16 protein-coding genes are annotated in these 20,042 nt (G+C 71.8%); 9 read left to right on the top strand and 7 right to left on the bottom strand.

Annotation, left to right across the window (positions count from 1 at the left end; genetic code table 11):
- The first annotated feature begins 77 nt into the window (after nucleotides 1–77).
- From OG406_RS08870 to OG406_RS08905, 8 genes are all read left to right on the top strand, one after another.
- Nucleotides 78–1,766 (top strand): CocE/NonD family hydrolase, encoded by a 1,689-nt coding sequence (locus OG406_RS08870; protein WP_267048982.1) that lies wholly within the window; start codon nucleotides 78–80, stop codon nucleotides 1,764–1,766.
- 193 nt (nucleotides 1,767–1,959) lie between these two features.
- Nucleotides 1,960–3,615 carry an ABC transporter substrate-binding protein gene (locus OG406_RS08875; protein ID WP_329185149.1) on the top strand — a complete coding sequence of 552 codons (1,656 nt, stop codon included), beginning with the start codon at nucleotides 1,960–1,962 and terminating at the stop codon, nucleotides 3,613–3,615.
- Nucleotides 3,612–4,562, top strand: a complete 951-nt coding sequence (locus OG406_RS08880; protein WP_267048980.1) for an ABC transporter permease — start codon at nucleotides 3,612–3,614, stop codon at nucleotides 4,560–4,562. The genes OG406_RS08875 and OG406_RS08880 overlap by 4 nt, the downstream gene beginning before the upstream one ends.
- The gene (locus tag OG406_RS08885; RefSeq protein ID WP_267048979.1) at nucleotides 4,559–5,434 is read left to right on the top strand and encodes an ABC transporter permease; all 876 of its coding nucleotides are present in this window, start codon (nucleotides 4,559–4,561) and stop codon (nucleotides 5,432–5,434) included. Before OG406_RS08880 ends, OG406_RS08885 begins: the two co-directional genes overlap by 4 nt.
- A complete protein-coding gene (locus tag OG406_RS08890; RefSeq protein WP_329185153.1) occupies nucleotides 5,431–6,567 on the top strand; it encodes an ABC transporter ATP-binding protein in 1,137 nt (378 codons plus the stop codon). Before OG406_RS08885 ends, OG406_RS08890 begins: the two co-directional genes overlap by 4 nt.
- Entirely contained in the window at nucleotides 6,560–7,375 is an 816-nt protein-coding gene (locus OG406_RS08895; protein WP_267048977.1) for an ABC transporter ATP-binding protein, read from the top strand. The genes OG406_RS08890 and OG406_RS08895 overlap by 8 nt, the downstream gene beginning before the upstream one ends.
- Nucleotides 7,375–7,848 (top strand): DUF3237 domain-containing protein, encoded by a 474-nt coding sequence (locus tag OG406_RS08900; RefSeq protein WP_267048976.1) that lies wholly within the window; start codon nucleotides 7,375–7,377, stop codon nucleotides 7,846–7,848. The genes OG406_RS08895 and OG406_RS08900 overlap by 1 nt, the downstream gene beginning before the upstream one ends.
- A 90-nt stretch (nucleotides 7,849–7,938) precedes the next feature.
- Nucleotides 7,939–8,373 (top strand): PAS domain S-box protein, encoded by a 435-nt coding sequence (locus OG406_RS08905; protein ID WP_329185156.1) that lies wholly within the window; start codon nucleotides 7,939–7,941, stop codon nucleotides 8,371–8,373.
- A gap of 94 nt (nucleotides 8,374–8,467) precedes the next feature.
- Here OG406_RS08905 and frc read toward each other — a convergent pair whose 3' ends face one another.
- Together frc and oxc are read right to left on the bottom strand one after the other, a co-directional pair.
- Nucleotides 8,468–9,724: a formyl-CoA transferase gene (frc, locus tag OG406_RS08910; RefSeq protein WP_164371667.1), complete on the bottom strand. Its 1,257-nt coding sequence runs from the start codon at nucleotides 9,722–9,724 to the stop codon at nucleotides 8,468–8,470.
- Nucleotides 9,725–9,789: 65 nt separating this feature from the next.
- The gene (oxc, locus tag OG406_RS08915) at nucleotides 9,790–11,541 is read right to left on the bottom strand and encodes an oxalyl-CoA decarboxylase (protein ID WP_329185157.1); all 1,752 of its coding nucleotides are present in this window, start codon (nucleotides 11,539–11,541) and stop codon (nucleotides 9,790–9,792) included.
- A gap of 298 nt (nucleotides 11,542–11,839) precedes the next feature.
- Here oxc and OG406_RS08920 point away from each other — a divergent pair, with 298 nt between their 5' ends.
- Entirely contained in the window at nucleotides 11,840–13,429 is a 1,590-nt protein-coding gene (locus OG406_RS08920; RefSeq protein ID WP_329185158.1) for a FadD7 family fatty acid--CoA ligase, read from the top strand.
- Nucleotides 13,430–13,455: 26 nt separating this feature from the next.
- Here the strand turns inward: OG406_RS08920 and OG406_RS08925 are convergent, their stop codons facing one another.
- The 5 genes from OG406_RS08925 to OG406_RS08945 all read right to left on the bottom strand — a co-directional run bounded on the left by OG406_RS08925 (nucleotide 13,456) and on the right by OG406_RS08945 (nucleotide 19,681).
- Nucleotides 13,456–14,388, bottom strand: a complete 933-nt coding sequence (locus OG406_RS08925) for a LysR family transcriptional regulator (protein WP_081220271.1) — start codon at nucleotides 14,386–14,388, stop codon at nucleotides 13,456–13,458.
- A gap of 122 nt (nucleotides 14,389–14,510) precedes the next feature.
- Nucleotides 14,511–14,723 carry a formate dehydrogenase subunit delta gene (locus tag OG406_RS08930; protein ID WP_266851433.1) on the bottom strand — a complete coding sequence of 71 codons (213 nt, stop codon included), beginning with the start codon at nucleotides 14,721–14,723 and terminating at the stop codon, nucleotides 14,511–14,513.
- 1 nt (nucleotide 14,724) lies between these two features.
- On the bottom strand, nucleotides 14,725–17,595 hold the full coding sequence (fdhF, locus tag OG406_RS08935; RefSeq protein WP_329185159.1) for a formate dehydrogenase subunit alpha: 2,871 nt from the start codon (nucleotides 17,593–17,595) through the stop codon (nucleotides 14,725–14,727).
- Complete coding sequence (locus OG406_RS08940) at nucleotides 17,592–19,205, bottom strand: formate dehydrogenase beta subunit (RefSeq protein ID WP_329185161.1); 1,614 nt, start codon at nucleotides 19,203–19,205, stop codon at nucleotides 17,592–17,594. Before OG406_RS08940 ends, fdhF begins: the two co-directional genes overlap by 4 nt.
- Entirely contained in the window at nucleotides 19,202–19,681 is a 480-nt protein-coding gene (locus OG406_RS08945; RefSeq protein ID WP_326841988.1) for an NAD(P)H-dependent oxidoreductase subunit E, read from the bottom strand. Before OG406_RS08945 ends, OG406_RS08940 begins: the two co-directional genes overlap by 4 nt.
- Between the last annotated feature and the right edge of the window lie 361 nt (nucleotides 19,682–20,042).

Below are 20,042 nucleotides of genomic sequence, written 5' to 3' on the forward strand. Positions count from 1 at the left end.
GTTTACATGGAGCTGCAATGTTGTCATACAACGTTGTTACATGACGGCGTTGCATCTGGATTCCCGGAGACCCACTCATGAGCATTCGCTACGAGCGGACCGGCTCCGCACCCGTTCCCGACCACGCGCGACAGCACCTGGTGCGCATGCGGGACGGGGTGCGGCTGGCCACCGACGTCTACCTGCCCGACGGCGCGGACAGCGCGCCGCTCCCCGCCGTACTGGTCCGCCTGCCCTACGACAAGAACAGCCGCTACGTCTACTTCGACAAGATCGCCGCGCTGTTCACCGGCCGCGGCTACGCGCTCGTCGTCCAGGACGTCCGCGGCAAGTTCCGTTCCGGGGGACAGACCCTGCCGTTCCTGCGCGAACCGCTGGACGGCTACGACGCGATCGAATGGATCACCCACCAGCCCTGGTCGGACGGTGTCGTCGGGATGTTCGGTGACTCCTACTACGGCTTCACCCAGTGGGCGGCGGTCGCCGCGGAACATCCGGCGCTGCGCGCCATCGTGCCCCGGGTCACCACCGTCGACTTCAACGGCACCACTCAGTCCGATCCGGGGGACCAGTCCCCGCTCGGCAGACCGGTCTGGCTGGAGGGCATCGAGTACTACGCCCACTACTGGGTCGACAACGACGTCTACGAGTTCGCGCCCGACCGTTCCGTCCGCCCGGTCATCGAGCAGTACGAGCAGGCCTTCGCGGCGATGGGAAACCGCTCGGCATGGTTCGACCTGCTGGCTCCGCGCTACACCAACCTGCTCCCGGCGCTCGGGCGGCACCCGTTCGACGCGCGGCCGGTACCGGTCCTGCACTGCGTCGGCTGGTTCGACAACATCTGTCTGCCGCAGATGCGGGACTATCTGGAACTCGCCTCACGGCCCGGCTGGGACGCCGTGCAGTACCTGTGGGCCGGCGCGATCGACCACGAGAACTACCACCTCGGCCTCGCCCCGGCCGCCCCGGCCGACGACCACGCCGACGACGAGGCCGCCCTCGACCGGATGCTGCCAGGCTACGCGGGGCCCGCGCTGGACTTCTTCGACGTGTTCCTCAAGGGCGTCCAGCCGGTGTCCACCCTGCCGAAGGTGACCTGGGAACTCGGGCACGAGGGCCGGCGCACGGCCGGGGCCTGGCCGCCTCCCGGCGCCACGGAGCGCACCTTCTGGCTCACCGATCCGTCCCGGGCGGGCGGCGCGCTGCCCGGCGGGACGCTGGGCAGCGCGCCCGGGACCGACGGCCGGACCGCGCGGTGGACGTACGACCCCGAGTCCCTCGTCCCCTCCCAGGTCGCCAACTCCTTTGCCTTCCTGCAGAGTTACCCCGACGAGTCGGGGATCGCGGCCCGCGAGGACGTCCTGGCCTTCAGCACCGGCGCCCTGTCCGAGCCACTCGATCTCGCCGGGCCGGCCCGCCTCGACCTCCATGTCACCAGCACGGGCGCGGCGTTCGACGTCTTCGCGAAGCTCCTCGACGTCGGGCCCGACGGACAGGCGCACATGATCACCCGCGGCGAGGTGTCCGTCGGCGGCGACCCCGCCCCGGCGGAGATCCCCGTCAGCCTCGGACACACCGGATACCGGGTGCGCCCCGGCCACCGGCTGGCCCTGCTCATCACAAGCAGCGACTACCCGATGTTCCTTCCTTCGTCGGGCAGTTCGGACAACCCCTGGACCACGCTCGCGCCCAAGGCCGGCACGCAGACCCTCCACGCCGACGCCTCCTCCCGGCTGACCGTCACCGTGCTCGCCGCGGAGAGCTGAACAGCCTCCCCGCACCGGAGAGTTCGCTCCGACGCCCGGCCCCGCCCCACCGACCGGCCACCGCACGACCGCAACTCCGCTGCTCCCGCAGCCCGAACGACCCGGGCCCGTCCGCCGGTCGTGAAGGGCTCGGCACCCCCACGCCCGAAGGACCCGTCACCCTCCCAGCACTCCCCTCATCAGGAGCACCGACATGCACGCTCCCAGAACCGCCCGCACCGCCGGCGCGCTGGCTGCCCTGTTCGCCCTGTCCGCCTGTTCGTCGGGCGGCGGCGCCTCCACCGCCGCCCCGAAGGCCGTCCGGCTGACGACGACCACGCCCGCCGCGACCGGCACGCTCGACAGCGTCACCTGGAACCTGCCGATGGGCGAACCGACCACGCTCGACCCGGCGAAGGTCGGCGACTACTCCCCCAGCACCGTGGAGTCCAACCTCTGCGACCCGCTGCTGCGGCTCCAGCCGGACTACACCCTCGCCCCCGGGCTCGCGAAGGCCTGGCACCGTCCCGACCCCAAGACCCTCGTCCTCGACCTCCGCGACGACGTCCGGTTCTGGAACGGCCACGCCATGACCGCGAAGGACGTGGTGGCGAGCCTGACCCGGCAGGGCCGGCCCGCCACCCAGAGCGTCAACACCCAGGTCCTGGCGACCGTCGCGGGCATCACCGCGACCGGCGAGCACCAGGTGACCGTACGCTTCAAGGCCCCCGACGAGCTGTTCCTCAAGTACCTGGTGAACGGCTTCGGAGCGGTCAGCGAGGCCGCCTACCTGAAGAAGGCCGGGGCCGCGTACGGCACCGCCAAGGGCGGGCTGATGTGCACCGGTCCCTTCGAGCTGTCGGACTGGAAACCGGGCGAGTCCGTCACCATGGTCCGCAACAGCGCCTACTGGGACGCCTCGCTGCGCCCCCGGGCCAAGAAGGTGACCTTCAGGTTCGTCACCGACAACGGCACCCTCACCAGCGCCCTGCTGTCCGGACAGATCGACGGCAGCTACGAGATCCCCGCGACCGTCGCCAAGGCACTGCGCTCCTCGGACGCGGGCACCCTCTACCACGGGCCCTCCGCACAGACCGTGTTCATCAGCCCGACCGGTCCGTCCTCCCCGCTCGCCGACCACCGGGTGACCGAGGCCCTCTCCCTCGTGCTCGACCGCGACGCGCTGGTCAAGAACGTCTTCGACGGGGCGGCGCAGAAGCTGAAGACCTTCATTCCGTCGCTGGTGTGGCAGAACGGTGAGGCCGCCGGCGTCTACGCCAAGGGCTACGACGCACTGCCCGCCGTACCGGACGTCGATGTCGCCCGCGCGAAGAAACTCGTCGACCGGGCGGCCCCGAAGCGGCGCACCGTCACCGTGGCGATGGGCGCCGGCGACCAGCAGTCCCTCCAGACGCTCACGTTCGTGCAGGCGGCGGCCAGGAAAATAGGGCTGAAGATCGTCATCAAGCAGCTCCAGCCCACCCAGATGTCCGGGCTCTTCTACGACCCGTCGCTGCGCGAGGGGCTCGACGCGACGATGGCGCTCGGCTACGTCGAGATCCCCGACCCGCTCTCGTACGCCCAGATGTTCACCGCGCCCGCCTCCCCGATGAACTGGATCCACTACGACAACAAGCGGGTGACGTCCCTGCTCGCGCGGGCGCAGGCCGCCCTGGACCCGAAGGAGTCGGCGAGCCTGTTCACCCGGGCCCAGGCGCTGTACTCCAAGGACCTGCCCATCGTCCCGATCGCCGCCCCCTACGAGCGCTTGTTCCTCAACAAGCGCCTCAGCGGGGCCCCCGCGTCCTTCGCCTACATCAACATGCCGTGGGCCGCGCGGCTCGGCGCCACCGGCGGGGCGACCTCATGATCTGGCGCTTCGTCGCCCGCCGTACGGCGATGCTGGTGGTGACCGCCCTGGTGGCCGGCATCGCCGTCTACGGCGCGCTGTTCGTCTCACCGGGCGATCCCGCCACCCTGCTCATCGGCGGCGGCAAGCCGCCCAACCCGCACCTGCTGGCGGAGATCCACCGCCAGTACCACCTCGACGATCCCTTCGTGCAGAGCTACTGGCGCTGGCTGACGGGCATCCTGCACGGGGACGCGGGACAGTCCCTCACCTACAAGGACTCCGTGGCCCACCTGATCTCCCAACGCATCGGCAACACGGTCTTCCTGGTCGGCTACGCGGCCTTCCTGATCATCGTGCCCGCCGTCGCTCTCGGCTCCCTGGCCGCCCTCCGCGGCGGGGTCACCGACAGTCTCGTCACCGTGCTGACCACCGCCCTCATGGCCGTGCCGACGTTCGTGATGTCGGTCCTGCTGATCTGGTGGCTGTCCGTGCGCTGGGGCTGGTTCCCGGCCTACGGGGCGGGCACCGGCTTCACCGGACGCCTCGAACACCTCACCCTGCCGGCGCTCGCGCTCGCCGCCTCCTGGCTCGCCTACGTCACGCAGGTCACCCGGTCCGCGGTGCGCGCCGAACTCGGTTCCGAACACGTGCAGACCGCACGCGGCCGCGGCATCCCGGAGCGGTACGTGATCCGCAAGCACGTCCTGCGCAACGCCTCCGGGCCGATCTTCTCCGTGTCCGGTGTCGCGGTGGCGGGACTGATCGCCGGCTGCTCCGTCGTCGAGCAGGCGTTCGGCGTCAACGGAGTCGGCGCGCTGCTCATCCAGAGCGCCGCCAAGCAGGACCTCGCCGTCGTCCAGGCGCTGGCGCTGATCACCGTGGTCGTGTTCGTCGCCGTCAACACCCTGGTCGACGTGGTCACGGCCGCGCTCGACCACCGCGTCTCCCTGGAGGCCCGTCCATGAGCACCTACCGGATCGCCACCGCCGGACGCGGCCGGGCGGGCCTCGGGCGGATGCGCTCGCTCGCCCGGGGGCGCGGTGTGCTGATCACCGCCGGTGCCGTCGTGACGGTGGCGGTCCTCGCGGCGCTCCTCGCCCCGCTGATCGCGCCGTACGATCCCGACGCGGTGGACATCACGGCGGTGTACGGGCCGAGTTCGGCCGCGCACTGGCTCGGCACCGACGACACCGGCCGGGACATCCTCTCCCGCATCCTGTACGGGGCCCGGCCCAGTCTGCTGGCCCCCGCCGTCGTCACACTGACCGCCGGCACGCTCGGCACCGCGCTCGCGGTGAGCGCCGCGTGGATCGGCGGCTGGTACGACCGGCTGGTGTCGGCCCTGCTGGACATCGTCTTCGGCTTCCCCGGGCTGGTGCTGGCCGTGGTCGCGGCGGCGGTCTTCGGCGCCGGGCTCACGGTGGCGGTGGTGACCCTGTCCATCGCCTACCTGCCGTACGTGGCCCGCGTCGTGCGGGGCGCGGCCCTGCGGGAACGCCGGCTGCCGTACGTGTCCGCACTGGGCATGCTCGGCATGTCCGGGTGGCGCGTGTGTCTGCGCCACCTCGTCCCGAACCTGCTGCCGCTGGTCCTGGTGCAGACCGCCACATCCTTCGGCTACACCCTGCTCGACATCGCCGCGTTCTCCTTCATCGGACTCGGCGCCCAGCCCCCGACCGCGGAATGGGGCCTGATGGTGGCGAACGGATCCTCCGGCATCCTCGCGGGCCGCCCCGAACAGTCCCTGTACGCCGGGCTGGTGATCGTCGTGTTCGTCATCGCCTGCAACCTGCTCGGCAGCGGCCTGTCCCAACGCCTCCTGGGAGACAGCCGATGACCCGTCGACCGACGCCCCGTACGCCCGAACCGCCCAGCGCGAACCCGCCTCCGGTGTCCGGTGACCCCGTGGCCGCACCGGGCGGCGCGCTCCTGGAGCTGGCGGACCTGCACATCACCCTGCCCATGGCGGGCTCCCCCCGTCCGGTCCTGCACCGGGTCGACCTGAGCGTGCCGGCCGGTTCCGCCGTGGGGCTGGTCGGCGAGTCCGGGTCCGGCAAGTCGATGACCGCCCGCGCGGTCCTGCGGCTGCTGCCGGCCGGGGCCCTCTCCAGCGGCCGGCTCCTCTTCGACGGCGCGAACGTGCCCGACATGGGCACGGCCCGGCTGAGAACCCTCCGCACCCGGGACGTCGCCATGGTCTTCCAGGACCCCCGGGCGCACATCAACCCCGTCCGCACCGTCGGTGACTTCCTCACCGAAGGCCTGGTCACCACACGGGGAGTCCGCCCGCGCGCGGCGGAGGCCACGGTCACCGCCCTGCTCCGCGACGTCGGCGTTCCCGACGCGGCGCGCAGGCTGCGCCAGTACCCCGCGGAACTCTCCGGCGGTCTGCTGCAACGCGTCATGATCGCCGCCGCCCTGGCCGGTGAACCCCGGCTGCTGCTCGCGGACGAACCGACCACCGCTCTCGACGTCACCACGCAGGCGGAGGTCATGGCCGTCATCGACGAGGCCCGAGCGGCGCGCGGGCTGGCGATGCTGTTCATCACACACGATCTGGCGCTCGCGGCGGCGGTGTGCGACCGCGTGGCCGTGATGTACGCCGGGACCGTGGTGGAGGAGCTGCCGGCCGGACAGTTGTACGACGGCGCCCGCCATCCCTACACCCGCGCCCTCCTCGCCTCGCGTCCCGAACCGGGCACCGGCCGGCCGCTGCGGGCGATCTCCGGCCGGCCCGTGTCGGCGTTCGAGGCCGGCCCCGGCTGCGCGTTCGCGCCCCGCTGTCCCTCCGCGTCGCGGCGGTGCACCGACGAACGGCCCCTGCCGCGCGACCTGGGCGACGGGCGCGCCGCCTGCCATCATCCCGCCGACCGCTCTCCCCACCCCGCCTCGGGAAACGGGGGGACGGGCATCCCGGCGGTCGGCCGTCCCCACCCGGACAGCAGCGAGAGGAGCCCCACGCATGAGTGACACGAGCGCACCCCCCGCCCTCCGCGTGACCGGACTGGGCAAGGTCTTCGGTGACGTCACGGCCGTGGACGGCGTCGATCTGACGCTGGCCCCGGGCGGCTCGGTGGCCGTGGTCGGGGAGTCCGGCTCGGGCAAGACCACCACGGCCCGGATGATCGCCGGTCTCGAACGCCCCACCACCGGGAGCATCCGGATCGCCGGACACGAGCCGCCGGGGCGCCGCGCCCGTGCCGCGGAACGTCTGCGGCACGCCCGCCGGATCCAGATGGTCTTCCAGGACCCGTACGCCTCGCTCGACCGGCACCAGCGCGTACGGGACTGCGTGGCCGAGGTCCTCACGCTGCACACCGGGCTGAGAGGACCGGCGCTGCGCGAGGAAGTGGTCCGGCACCTCGAACGGGTCGGGCTCGACGAGCGCCAGGGCGACGCCCTCCCGCGCACCTTGTCCGGCGGCCAGCGCCAACGGGTCGCCATCGCCCGCGCTCTCGCCGTGGACCCCCGCGTCCTGGTCCTCGACGAGGCGGTGGCAGCGCTCGACGTCTCCGTCCAGGCGCAGATCCTCACCCTGCTGCGCGAGATCCGCGAGCGGAGCCGGGTCGCCTACCTGTTCATCACCCACGACCTGGGCGTGGTGCGGCACGTCTGCGACGACGTCGTGGTCATGCACCGCGGCCGCATCGTGGAGAGGGGACCGACGGAGCACATCCTGACGAACCCCCAGGACACCTACACCCGCACCCTGCTCGACTCCGTGCCCCGCCGGGGCTGGAAGCCAGTCCGCCGCACCCCACCGATCGGAACACCCTGATGACATCCCAGCCTCCGGCAACGTCCCCGACCCTGACCTACGCCTTCGAGATCCGAGCCGAGGTCGCCGAGAGTCTGCACATCGGCCACGGCGACGGCGAGCGCACCGAGTTCACCCCCATCACCGGCGGCACCGTCAGCGGCCCCCGGCTCAACGGCGCGGTGGTCGCGGGCGGGGGCGACTGGTCCAACACCCGCGGCGACGTGTGCGAGTTGGACGCCCGCTATCTGATCCGCGCGGACGACGGGGCGGTCATCGACATCACGAACCGCGGCTACTACGTCGAAGGCACCGACAGTCCGGACCAGTTCGACGGCACCCTCAGAACGGCCGAGGCGGGCGTCTATTTCCGCACCTCCCCGGTCTTCCGTACCGACGCGCCCGCCCATCGCTGGCTCGCCGCGACGGTCTTCGTGGGCCTGGCCAGGGTGGAGGAGGACCACATCGTGATCCGGCTGTACAGCCTGGACTGACCGGTTCGCGGAGAGCCGTCCCGGCCAGGCCCCGAACGGACTGGATTCTGTATACTGTCGCCCACCAAATGGCCCCGACCCGGAGGCGACATGGCTGAGCTGGATCCCCAAGTGGTGCTGGGAATGGCGGACCGGGCACCCGACGGTGTGGTGATCATCGACAGGGAAGGTCTGATCCGGTACTGGAACAGAGGGGCCGAGCGTATCTTCGGCTTCTCCGCGGCCGAGGTGGACGGCGGCAGTCTCGACGTCATCATTCCGGAGAAGCACCGCCGGCGGCACTGGGAGGGCTTCGACACCGCCATGCGGAGAGGGACCACCCAGTACGGTGACGCCGACCTCCTGACGGTGCCCGCGCTGGCGGCGGACGGCCGCACCCTGTCCATCGAGTTCAGCGTGGTGCTGCTGACCGGGAACGACGGCGCCCCCTACGTCGGCGCCGTCGTCCGGGACGTCACCGCGCGGCGGGCCCGGGAGAAGGAACTGATGCGGCGGCGGGCCGAGACGGACCGTACGGCCGTGTGATCCGCGCGACGACCCTCCCGCACGCGGTGCACAACGAAGTGCCCCCCGAACGGCGTCCGTTCGGGGGGCACTTCGTGATGTCCCGTGTGCGGGGTCAGGCGACGACCTGGCCCTCGTGCAGCGCGCGGATCGCGTTCGCGTCGTAACCGAGGTCCGCGAGCACCTCGTCGGTGTGCTCGCCGAGCAGCGGGGCGCCGGCGATCTCGGGCTTGAAGGCGGAGAACTTGATCGGGCTGCCCACCGTCAGATAGGTGCCGCGTTCCTTCTGCTCGACCTCGACGATCGTGCCGCTGCGGCGCATGTCGGGATCCGCGGCGAGTTCCTTCATGCTGAGCACGGGCGCGCAGGGCACCTCGAAGGTGCGCAGGATGTCGACCGCCTCGTACTTGGTCTTGTCGGCGAGCCATTTCTCGATCTCGCCGAAGATCTCCATGATGTGCGGCTGCCGGGCCAGGGCGGTGGTGTACTCGGGGTCCTCGGTCCACTCGGGACGGCCGATGGCCTCGCAGGTGCGGGCCCAGTTCTGCTCCTGGATCGTGAAGTAGATGTAGGCGTTGGGGTCGGTCTCCCAGCCCTTGCACTTGAGGATCCAGCCGGGCTGACCGCCGCCGCCCGCGTTGCCGCCGCGCGGCACCGCGTCGCCGAACTCGCCGTTCGGGTACTGCGGGTACTCCTCCAGGTGGCCGATGCGCTCCAGGCGCTGCTGGTCACGGAGCTTGACCCGGGTCAGGTTGAGGACGGCGTCCTGCATGGACACCGAGACCTTCTGGCCGACGCCGGTGGCGTTGCGCTGGATGATCGCCGTGAGCAGGCCGATCAGCAGGTGCATCCCGCTGTTGCTGTCGCCGAGCGCCGAACCGCTGATGGTGGGCGGCCCGTCCCAGAACCCGGTGGTGGACGCGGCGCCCCCGGCGGCCTGGGCGACGTTCTCGTAGACCTTGAGGTCGTTCCACTGGGAGTCGTCGTTGAAGCCCTTGACCGAGCCGAAGACGAGCCGGGGGTTCAGGGCGTGGATGTGGTCCCAGCCGAGGCCCATCCGGTCCATGGCGCCCGGCGCGAAGTTCTCCACCAGGATGTCCGCCTCGCGGATCAGCTTCTCCATGACCTCCTTGCCCTCGGGGGACTTGGTGTTGATGGCCAGGGACCGCTTGTTGCTGTTGAGCATGGTGAAGTAGAGCGCGTCGAGGTCGGGGATGTCCCGGAGCTGACGCCGGGTCACATCGCCGCCGGCGATGCGCTCGACCTTGATGACGTCGGCGCCGAACCAGGCGAGCATCTGTGTGCACGCGGGACCGGCCTGGACTCCGGTGAAGTCGATCACCTTGATTCCGGCGAGCGGCTTTTCACTCATGGCGGTTTCCTTCTCGTGAATGATCGCGGTGCGGGAGTCGTCGCTGCGGGCGGGGGGTCGAGGGCTCACGTGCGGGCCGGCCGGATGTTGCCGACGGTGATGCCCTTGGGGTTCAGATGCGCGATGTGGCCGCTCTCGGTGCCGGCCGCGGGGTCGATCACGCAGTCGATGAGCGCGGGGCCGCCGGAGGCCAGCGCCTCGGTGAGGGCGGCGGTGACCTCGGCGGGCGTGGTCGCGCGATAGCCCCTGCCGCCGAACGCCTCGATCATCCGGTCGTGCCGCGCCGCGGCCATCAGGGTCGTCGGGGAGGGTGCGTCGCCGAGCGGATTGACGTCGTCGCCGCGGTAGACACCGCCGTTGTTCATCACGACGGTGACGACGGGCAGGCCGTAGCGGCAGATCGTCTCCAGTTCCATGCCGCTGAACCCGAAGGCGCTGTCGCCCTCGACGGCCACCACCGGCGCTCCGCTCTCCACGGCGGCGGCGATCGCGTATCCCATGCCGATGCCCATGACGCCCCACGTGCCGCTGTCGAGGCGGTGCCGCGGCACGTGCATGTCGATGACGTTGCGCGCGATGTCCAGCGCGTTGGCGCCCTCGTTGACGAGATACGTCTCCGGGCGCTCGCGCAGCACGTCGCGTACGGCCTTGAGGGCGCCCATGAACTGCATGGGGTGCGGGTCGGCCTTCAGGCGCTCCGCCATCTTCGCGACGTTCCGCGCCGAGCGGGCGCCGAGTTCCTCGCGCCAGGCGGCGGGGGCGGAGATCCGGCCGGGCTTGGTCCGCTCGGCGAGGGCGTCGAGGACCGACCCGATGTCGCCGACGAGCGGGGCGGCGATGGGCTGGTTGCTGTCCATCTCCCGTGCCTCGATGTCCACCTGGATGAACTTCGCGTCGGGGTTCCACTGCGGTGACTCGCCGTGGTTGAGCAGCCAGTTGAGGCGGGCGCCGACGAGCATGACGACGTCGGCCTTCTTCAGGGCCAGCGAACGGGCGGTGGCCGCCGACTGCGGGTGGTCGTCGGGCAGCAGGCCCTTGGCCATCGACATGGGGACGTACGGGATGCCGGTGGACTCGACGAACTCGCGGACCTGGTCGTCGGCCCGCGCGTACGCGGCGCCCTTTCCGAGGACCACCAACGGCCGCTCGGCGCCCGCGAGAAGCTCGATCGCCCGGTCGACGGCATCGGGCGCGGGCAGCTGGCGCGGCGCCGGGTCGACGAGACGGCTCAGCGTCCGCGCGCCGGCCTCGGCGTCCATGATGGACCCGAGCACCGCGGCGGGGATGTCGAGATACACACCGCCGGGGCGCCCGGAGACCGCGGTGCGCAGGGCGCGGGCGATGCCCCGGCCGATGTCCTCGACGCGGCTCACCCGGTAGGCGGCCTTGCAGAACGGCTGAGCGGCGGCGAGCTGGTCCATCTCCTCGTAGTCGCCCTGCCGCAGGTCGACGAGGTGCCGCTCGCTGGAGCCGGAGATCTGCACCATGGGAAAGCAGTTGGTGGTGGCGTTGGCCAGGGCGACGAGACCGTTCAGGAAGCCCGGTGCGGACACCGTGAGGCAGATGCCGGGTTTCCGGGTGAGGTAGCCGGCGGCCGCGGCGGCGTGGCCGGCGTTGCTCTCGTGCCGGAAGCCGACGTAGCGGATGCCCCGGGCCTGCGCGAGGCGGGCCAGGTCGGTGATCGGGATGCCGACCACCCCGTAGATGGTGTCGACGTCGTTCATCCTGAGCGCGTCGACGACCAGGTGGTACCCGTCGGTGAGCTCGGTCGGAACGTCGGCGTTCGCCGCGGTCTCCAGTGTCGAGGGGGCGGTCATGGTCCGAGGTCCTCCTTGGGCAGATCCTGCCGGTGCGGCTCCTTCAACCACCATCGGCAGCACGTCCGTCCGCGTCCAAGACCCATCGGCGACCAGCCGATAAGCAGCGTCTATCGAGGGCGCCCCCGGGCCCTGCCAACTCCCTTGATAGACCGCCTCTATCGGCCGTTCGCCGCTGCGTATTGGACGCGCTCCCCGCCTCGCCGCAGGCTCGCAGAGGAGCGCCCCGCCGAAGCCGGGGGCCCGCCGCGGCGGACGACGACGGTTCCGTCGGACCTGGGGGGACGGAGGTGGGGTCATGGCCGTTCCGGCCTCGGCGTCGGCGTGTGCGGCGGACGGGTACCGCCCTCCCGAACTGACCGGCCTCGCCGATCTGCTGGACCGGCCCACGCGGGAACGCCCCCGCGCCCGGGCCCTGGTGGTGGGCGCGAGCCGGCGGCCGGTGTCGTTCCGGGACCTGTCGGCGCTGGCCGGCGACCTGGCCGCGCGCCTCGCCGCCACCGGACTGCGCCGGGGCGACCCGGTCGGTCTGGTCGCGGCCGACACCGCCGAGTTCGTCGTCGCTCTGTTCGGCGCGGCGCGGGCCGGACTGGTGGCCGCACCGCTGGACCCGGCGCTGCCCGCACCCGAACTCGCCGCACGGCTCGACGCGCTCGGTGTCCCCGCCGTCCTGCTCGGCCCGTCGGCGGACGGCGGCCCGCCCCTCGCACCGCTCCCGGTCCCGGCCTGGCCGCTGCGGGTGGAGGTCTCCCCGACCGGGACGGCGTCCTTGACCGCCGACCTGGCCGCCGCCCCTCGCCGAGCAGGGCGCGCGGCGCATGAGTTGACCTCCGGCGACGCCCTCGTACTGCACACCTCCGGGACCGCGGCCCGGGCCCGGATGGTGCCGTTGACGCAGGCGAACGTCGCCGCCTCCGTGCGGGGCATCTGCGCCACCTACCGGCTGGGTCCCGGGGACGCGACCGTCGCGGTGATGCCGTTCTTCCACGGGCACGGTCTGTTCGCGTCGCTCCTGGCGTCGCTGGCCGGCGGGGGCGGCGTCCTGCTGCCCGCGGGGGGCCGGTTCTCCGCGCGGACCTTCTGGGACGACATGCGGGCGGCGTCCGCCACCTGGTTCGCCGCGGCCCCGAGCCTGCACGAGGTCCTGCTGGAGCGGGCGGAGTTCGGACATCCCGGGCCCCAGGGTCCGCCGCTGCGTTTCGTCCGCAGCTCCAGTGCCCCGCTCAACCCGGCGACGCAGCGGGCCCTGGAGCGTGCGTTCGGTGCCCCGCTGCTCTCCGCCTACGGGATGACGGAGTCCACCCACCAGGCGACCAGTGAACCGCTGCCGCAGGACGGCGTCCTCAAGCACGGGTCGGCCGGCCGGCCGACGGGCGTGGAGGTGCGGGTCGTCGACCGGGAGGGGCGGCCGTGCCCGGCCGGGGTGCGGGGCGAGGTGTGGCTGTCCGGGCCCACGGTGGCCCGCGGCTATCTCGCCGACCCCGTGGAGACGGCGCGCGGCTTCTCCGGGGGCTGGCTGCGCACCGGAGACCTCGGGTCCCTCGACGAGGACGGTCATCTCCGCCTGACGGGACGGATCACCACCGTCATCAGCCGCGGCACGGAGAAGATCTCCCCGGAGCACGTGGAGGACGTCCTCGCGGGCTGCCCTGGCGTCGCCGAGGCCGCCGTGTTCGCCCTCCCCGATGCCGTGTACGGGCAGCGGGTCGGCGCGGCTCTGGTCGTTCGCGACCCGGAGTGCGCGGGCGCCGAGGAGGTGCTGCGCCACTGCCGTGAGCGGCTCGCCCCCTTCGAGGTGCCCGAACGGCTGGTGTTCGTCGCCGCGTTGCCGTACACCGCGAAGGGCGGTCTCGACCGGCTGGCGGTCGAGGCCCGGTTCGCGCGCTGAGCGGAGGGCGGCGGTCGTGTCCCGGCTCAGCGCACGCGGTGCTCCGCGGTGAGGGGCCTGCCGAAGAAGTCGTCGAGGGAGAGGCCCGTCGCCGCGTTCACGAACGCGCGGGCGGCCACCGATCCGGGGGTCGCCGCGTGGATCGCCACCGACACCTGGGCGCCCGCCTCCGGGTCGACCAGCGGCAGCGCCCGCGTCCTGCCGATCACCGGCATCGCGCGCAGCCAGGTGTGCGGGACGATGCTCGCCCACTCGCCGCCGCCGACGTGCGCGTACAGCGAGGCGATCGAGTCGGTCTCCACCTGCGGGGTCACCACGAAGCCCTTGTCCGCGAACACACCGTCGACGATCTGCCGGATCCGCATGTCCGGGGTCAGCAGCGCGAGCGGCAGCTGGGCGGCATCCGCCCAGGTCATCGTGGAGGCCTGCGCGGTCAGCTGGTCGTCGGAGACCAGCAGCATGTAGCGCTCCTGGTACAGCGGGACGACCTGCAGGCCCTCCTGGTCGCCGGGGTCGAAGTGGGCGATCGCCACGTCCAGTTCGAAGTCGCGGAGCTGGCGGTGGAGTTCCTTCGTCGACAGTCGGGAGCGGACCTGCACCTTGGCCAGCGGGTGCGCGGCGCAGAACGCGGCGACGGGCATCGCAAGGGTGGTGGAGGCGGTGGGGTCGGTGCCGAGGCGGAGCGTGCCGGTGATGCCCGACTGCACGGCGGCCACCTCGGCCTTGAACGCGTCCTGTTCGGCGAGGATGCGCTTGGCCCACACGACGAGCCGCTCGCCCTCGGGTGTCAGACCCTGGTAGTTGTGACCGCGGTTGATGAGCGTGACGTTCAACTCCCGCTCCAGCTTGGCGATCGCCGCCGAGAGCGCGGGCTGCGAGACGTAGCAGGACTCCGCCGCCCGCGCGAAGTGCCGCTCGCGGGCCACCGCCACGAAGTACTCGAGCTGCCGGAACAGCATGCACGACTCCTCTCTCGCTCGCGCCGCACCCCGGCACCGCGGACGGGCCGGCCGGCTGCCCCGTGATCATCCCGAGCCTACCGATCCGGCCGTCTCCCGTGTCCCGTCGTGCACGGCCGCGGTCAGCGCAGGAGCCGTACCGCCGCGACCACCAGCGGATGCACTCCGTCGGCCCCGGCGTCGACGTCCGCGACGAGCCGGGACCGCATACGCGGGTCCCAGAACCGGCCGATGTGCCCGGCGACCGCCTGTGCCGCCTCGTCCCCGGGCAGGTGTCCCAGGTTCAGGGCGATGTCGTTCGCCATCCGGCGCTCCGCCGGGACGGTCCCCGTCATCTCAGTCCACCGCCGTGAGCGCGTCGTCGCCTGCGGCCTTCCGGGCCCCGTTCCCGCGGGGTTCCGGTGCCGTGTCCCCCGTCCGCCCGGGTGGCGCGCCGGCGCGGCCGAGGGGGTGCACGAGGCCGACCTGGACGGCGGTCACCTTGTACTCGGGGCAGTTGGTCGCCCAGTCGGAGTTCTCGGTGGTCACCACGTTGGCGCCGGTCACGGGGTGGTGGAACGTGGTGTAGACGACGCCGGCCGGCATCCGGTCGGAGATCTCGGCACGCAGGGTCGTGCGCCCGACCCGGCTGGCGAGCGTGACCAGCGCGCCGTCGGTGATGCCGCGCACCTCGGCGTCGTGCGGATGCAGTTCCAGGACGTCCTCGGGGTGCCAGGCGACGTTGCCGGTGCGCCGGGTCTGCGCACCGACGTTGTACTGGCTGAGGATGCGCCCGGTGGTGAGCACCAGCGGGAAGCGCCGGGTGGAGCGCTCCTTGGTCGGCACGTACGTGGTGACGACGAACCTGCCCTTGCCCCGGACGAAGGCGTCGACGTGCATGACCGGTGTGCCGTCGGGAGCCGCCGCGTTGCACGGCCACTGCACGCTGCCCAGCTTGTCGAGCACCTCGAAGGAGACCCCGGTGAACGTCGGGGTGACCGAGGCGATCTCCTCCATGATGCGGGCCGGGTGGTCGTACGCCATCGGGTAGCCCATGGCGGTGGCGATCTCGCAGACGATCTGCCACTCGTGCTTGCCCGTCTTCGGTTTCATGACGGCGCGCACCCGGTTGATGCGGCGCTCCGCGTTGGTGAAGGTGCCGTCCTTCTCCAGGAAGGAGGCGCCGGGCAGGAAGACGTGGGCGAACTTGGCGGTCTCGTTGAGGAACAGGTCCTGCACGACGACGAGTTCCATCGCCTCCAGGGCGGCCGTGACGTGCCGGAGGTTGGGGTCGGACTGTGCGATGTCCTCGCCGTGCACGAACAGTCCGCGGAAGGTGCCGTCGATCGCGGCGTCGAACATGTTGGGGATGCGCAGGCCCGGTTCGGCGAGGAGCGTGCCGCCCCACAGGTTCTCGAACACCTCGCGGACCGCGTCGTCGGACACGTGCCGGTAGCCGGGGAGTTCGTGCGGGAAGGACCCCATGTCGCAGGAGCCCTGCACGTTGTTCTGGCCGCGCAGCGGGTTCACGCCGACGCCGTCGCGGCCGATGTTGCCGCAGGCCATGGCGAGGTTCGCCATCCCCATGACCATGGTGGAGCCCTGGCTGTGCTCGGTGACGCCGAGGCCGTAGTAGATGGCGCCGTTCGGTGCCCCGGCGTACAGCCGTGCGGCGGAGCGGAGTTGGCCGGCGGGGATCCCGCTGATCTCCTCGGTGGCCTCCGGGCTGTTCTCGGGCAGGGCGACGAAACGCGCCCACTCCTCGAAGCCCTCGCACCGGCTCTCCACGAAGGACCGGTCGACGAGCCCCTCGGTGACGACCACGTGGGCCAGGGCGTTGACGACGGCGACGTTGGTGCTGGGCCTGAGCTGGAGGTGGTGCGCGGCCTCGACGTGCGGTGAGCGCACCAGGTCGATGCGGCGCGGGTCGATGACGATCAGCTGGGCGCCCTCGCGGAGCCTGCGCTTCATCCGCGAGGCGAACACCGGGTGTCCGTCGGTGGGGTTGGCGCCGATCACCATGATGACGTCGGCCTCGGCGACGGACCGGAAGTCCTGGGTTCCGGCCGACTCTCCGAAGGTCTGCTTGAGCCCGTATCCGGTCGGGGAGTGGCAGACCCGGGCGCAGGTGTCGATGTTGTTGTTGCCGAAGGCGGCGCGGACCATCTTCTGGACGACGTAGACCTCTTCGTTCGTGCACCTCGACGAGGAGATCGCGCCGATCGAACCGGGCCCGAACCGCGCCTGGATGTCCCGCATCCGGCGGGCGACGGTGCCGATCGCCTCGTCCCAGTCGACCTCGCGCCACGGGTCGGTGATCCGGTCGCGGACCATCGGCTTGAGCATCCGGTCCGGGTGGGTGGCGTAGCCGAAGGCGAAGCGGCCCTTCACGCAGGAGTGGCCCTCGTTCGCGCCGCCGTCCTTGTACGGCACCATCCGCACGAGTTCGTCGCCGCGCAGCTCGGCCTTGAAGGAGCAGCCGACCCCGCAGTACGCGCAGGTGGTGACCACCGACCGGGTGGGCATGCCGAGTTCGACCACCGACTTCTCCTGGAGGGTGGAGGTCGGGCAGGCCTGGACGCAGGCCCCGCAGGAGACGCACTCGGAGTCCATGAACGTCTCGCCGGCGCCGGGCGACACCTTGGAGTCGAAGCCGCGTCCCTCGATGGTCAGCGCGAACGTGCCCTGCACCTCGCCGCAGGCCCGCACGCAGCGCGAGCAGGCGATGCACTTGGAGGCGTCGAAGTCGAAGTACGGGTTGGAGGTGTCCTTCTCGGCTTCGAGGTGGTTCTCCCCCTCGAAGCCGTAGCGGACCTGCCGCAGTCCCACCACGCCGGCCATGTCCTGGAGTTCGCAGTCGCCGTTGGCGGGGCAGGTGAGGCAGTCCAGTGGATGGTCGGAGATGTACAGCTCCATGACGCCCTGGCGGAGCTTCTCCACCTTCGGCGTCTGGGTGCTCACCCGCATCCCGTCCGCCACCGGTGTGGTGCAGGACGCGGGGGTGCCGCGCCTGCCGTCGATCTCCACCACGCACAGCCGGCAGGAGCCGAACGGCTCCAGACTGTCGGTGGCGCACAGTTTGGGGATGTCGATGCCGGCCAGGGCGGCGGCGCGCATCACCGAGGTGCCCTCGGGGACCGTCACCGGGAGGCCGTCCACCTCCACGGACACCGTGGCCGCGCCGGGCCGTTCCGGGGTTCCGAAGTCGGATTCCTTGAGCAGTGTCATGCCGTGCCCTCCGTGCGTACGCCGCTCGTCGGCTCGGGTGGGGCTCCCTGTCCCGCTCCGCGGGCGAGGAAGTCGTCGGGAAAGTGCGCGAGGGCGCTCCGCACCGGCATCGGCGTGAGGCCGCCCATCGCGCACAGCGATCCGTCGGTCATCAGGTCGCACAGGTCCTCGAGCAGGGCCAGGTTCTCGTCCCGGTGGCGGCCCGCCACGATCTTGTCGATCACCTCGACGCCCCGTACCGAACCGACCCTGCACGGCGTGCACTTGCCGCAGGACTCCGCCGCGCAGAACTCCATCGCGAAGCGGGCCTGGGCCGCCATGTCCACGGTGTCGTCGAAGACGACGACCCCGCCGTGCCCGACCATCGCGCCCGCGGCGGCGAACGCCTCGTAGTCCATCGGCAGGTCGAACATCGACGGCGGCAGGTAGGCGCCGAGGGGGCCGCCGACCTGCACCGTGCGTACCGGGCGCCCGGTGAACGTACCGCCGCCGTAGTCCTCGACCAGTTCGCGCAGGGTGACGCCGAACGCGGTCTCGACGATGCCGCCGTGCGCGATGTTGCCGCCGAGCTGGAAGACCTGGGTGCCGCGGGAGCGGTCGACGCCGAGTTCCTGGTACGCGGCCGCGCCCGCGGCGAGGACGACGGGGACCGTGGCGAGCGTGAGGACGTTGTTCACGACCGTCGGCCGGCCGAAGAGGCCCTCGATCGCGGGGATCGGCGGCTTGGCCCGCACGGTGCCACGCCTGCCCTCCAGGCTCTCCAGCATGGAGGTCTCCTCGCCGCAGATGTACGCGCCCGCGCCGACCCGGACGTGCAGGTCGAAGTCGAGCGGGGAGCCGAGGATGCCCGTGCCGAGCCAGCCCTGTTCGCGGGCGATGCCGATCGCGGCGCGCATCGAGGCGACGGCGTCCGGGTACTCCGAGCGGATGTAGAGGTAGCCCTCGGTCGCGCCGACGGCGTGCGCGGCGATGGTCATGCCCTCGATGAGCAGGAACGGGTCGCCCTCCATGACCATCCGGTCGGCGAAGGTGCCGCTGTCGCCCTCGTCGGCGTTGCAGCAGACGAACTTGAGGTCGTCCGGGCAGTCGAGGACGGTCTTCCACTTGATGCCGGCGGGGAATCCCGCGCCGCCCCGGCCGCGCAGTCCGGACGCGGTGACCTCGGCGACCACGTCGGCGGGCGGGCGCTCCAGCGCGGCGCGCAGCCCCTCGATGCCGCCGTGCGCCACGTAGTCCTCGGGCGACAGCGGGTCCGTGACGCCGACGCGGGCGAACGTGACGCGGTTCTGGCGTGCCAGCCAGGGCAGTTCGTCCACCACTCCGCGGCACAGCGGATGGTCGGCGCCGTCGAGGAGACCGGAGGCGAGCAGGTCCTCGACGTCGGACGGGGTGACCGGGCCGTATCCGATGCGGCCGCGGGGGGTGACGACCTCGACGAGGGGTTCCAGCCAGAGCATGCCGCGCGATCCGTTGCGTACGACGTCGAGCGTGAAGTCGCCGCGGTCCGATGCCTGTTGGAGGGCGGTCGCCACGTCGTCCGCGCCGACGGACCGGGCCGCCGCGTCGCGGGGGACGTAGACCGTGGCGGCCGGGTGCGTGGTGTCGTTCATGAGGAGACCGTCCCGTCGAGGATCGAGCCCAGCCGGGCCGGGGTCACGCGGCCGTGCAGGCGGCCGTTCACCTCGACCGCCGGGCCGAGGGCGCAGTTGCCGAGGCAGAAGACCTGCTCGACGGTCACGGCACCGTCGGGGGTCGTCTCTCCGGGTGCCAGTCCCGCCTCGCGGGCGTAGGTCATCAGGCCCTCGGCGCCCAGGGCCTGGCACGCCTCGGCCCGGCAGATGCGCAGGAGGGTGCGTCCGGCGGGCTCGCGGCGGAAGTCGTGGTAGAAGGTCACCACCCCGTGGACATCGGCCCGGGAGAGGTTGAACTCATCGGCGAGCACCGGGATCGCCTCCTGCGGCACATGCCCCAACTCAGCCTGCACGGCGTGCAGTACGGGCAGCAGCGCACCGCGCTGGTCCCGGTGGCCGGCCGCCGCTCTGCGGACCACGCCCTCGACCGTCACGTCGCTCGCGCTGGTCGTCATGATCGCTCCGCCTTCCGTCACGCGGGCTCCCGGCGATGCTCGCGGGAGACTGGACGATACCTCATACAGGCTTCTGTATACAGAACTCAATCACCATCAATCGCTGTCCCCCGAGCGGGATTTGGCGCCGCGGGGAGGGAGGCATCGTCACGGAGCCGTGCGCCGCCCTCGCGCTCCAGGGCCCTTACGGCGGTGAGCCGCACGTCGGGAACCGGTGGCCGACCTGGGGATTTCCTCCGGAGGAGCCCGCCATCCTGCATACCAAAACCTGTATGCTGGCCGGGCCGTCGGCGACCGACTCGGCGGCCACCACTTGGCAGAGCCGTCGGCCCGCGGGCCCGGTGGCAGAACGGGGGCTCCC

It is taken from the genome of Streptomyces sp. NBC_01428 (assembly GCF_036231965.1).
Taxonomy (GTDB): Bacteria; Actinomycetota; Actinomycetes; order Streptomycetales; family Streptomycetaceae; genus Streptomyces.

Excerpts from the sequence above, each read along its gene's own strand:
- OG406_RS08870 (WP_267048982.1), top strand. The coding sequence starts at position 78 with ATGAGCATTCGCTACGAGCGGACCGGCTCCGCACCCGTTCCCGACCAC.
- OG406_RS08875 (WP_329185149.1), top strand. The coding sequence starts at position 1,960 with ATGCACGCTCCCAGAACCGCCCGCACCGCCGGCGCGCTGGCTGCCCTG.
- OG406_RS08880 (WP_267048980.1), top strand. The coding sequence starts at position 3,612 with ATGATCTGGCGCTTCGTCGCCCGCCGTACGGCGATGCTGGTGGTGACC.
- OG406_RS08885 (WP_267048979.1), top strand. The coding sequence starts at position 4,559 with ATGAGCACCTACCGGATCGCCACCGCCGGACGCGGCCGGGCGGGCCTC.
- OG406_RS08890 (WP_329185153.1), top strand. The coding sequence starts at position 5,431 with ATGACCCGTCGACCGACGCCCCGTACGCCCGAACCGCCCAGCGCGAAC.
- OG406_RS08895 (WP_267048977.1), top strand. The coding sequence starts at position 6,560 with ATGAGTGACACGAGCGCACCCCCCGCCCTCCGCGTGACCGGACTGGGC.
- OG406_RS08900 (WP_267048976.1), top strand. The coding sequence starts at position 7,375 with ATGACATCCCAGCCTCCGGCAACGTCCCCGACCCTGACCTACGCCTTC.
- OG406_RS08905 (WP_329185156.1), top strand. The coding sequence starts at position 7,939 with ATGGCTGAGCTGGATCCCCAAGTGGTGCTGGGAATGGCGGACCGGGCA.
- frc (WP_164371667.1), bottom strand. The coding sequence starts at position 9,724 with ATGAGTGAAAAGCCGCTCGCCGGAATCAAGGTGATCGACTTCACCGGA.
- oxc (WP_329185157.1), bottom strand. The coding sequence starts at position 11,541 with ATGACCGCCCCCTCGACACTGGAGACCGCGGCGAACGCCGACGTTCCG.
- OG406_RS08920 (WP_329185158.1), top strand. The coding sequence starts at position 11,840 with ATGGCCGTTCCGGCCTCGGCGTCGGCGTGTGCGGCGGACGGGTACCGC.
- OG406_RS08925 (WP_081220271.1), bottom strand. The coding sequence starts at position 14,388 with ATGCTGTTCCGGCAGCTCGAGTACTTCGTGGCGGTGGCCCGCGAGCGG.
- OG406_RS08930 (WP_266851433.1), bottom strand. The coding sequence starts at position 14,723 with ATGACGGGGACCGTCCCGGCGGAGCGCCGGATGGCGAACGACATCGCC.
- fdhF (WP_329185159.1), bottom strand. The coding sequence starts at position 17,595 with ATGACACTGCTCAAGGAATCCGACTTCGGAACCCCGGAACGGCCCGGC.
- OG406_RS08940 (WP_329185161.1), bottom strand. The coding sequence starts at position 19,205 with ATGAACGACACCACGCACCCGGCCGCCACGGTCTACGTCCCCCGCGAC.
- OG406_RS08945 (WP_326841988.1), bottom strand. The coding sequence starts at position 19,681 with ATGACGACCAGCGCGAGCGACGTGACGGTCGAGGGCGTGGTCCGCAGA.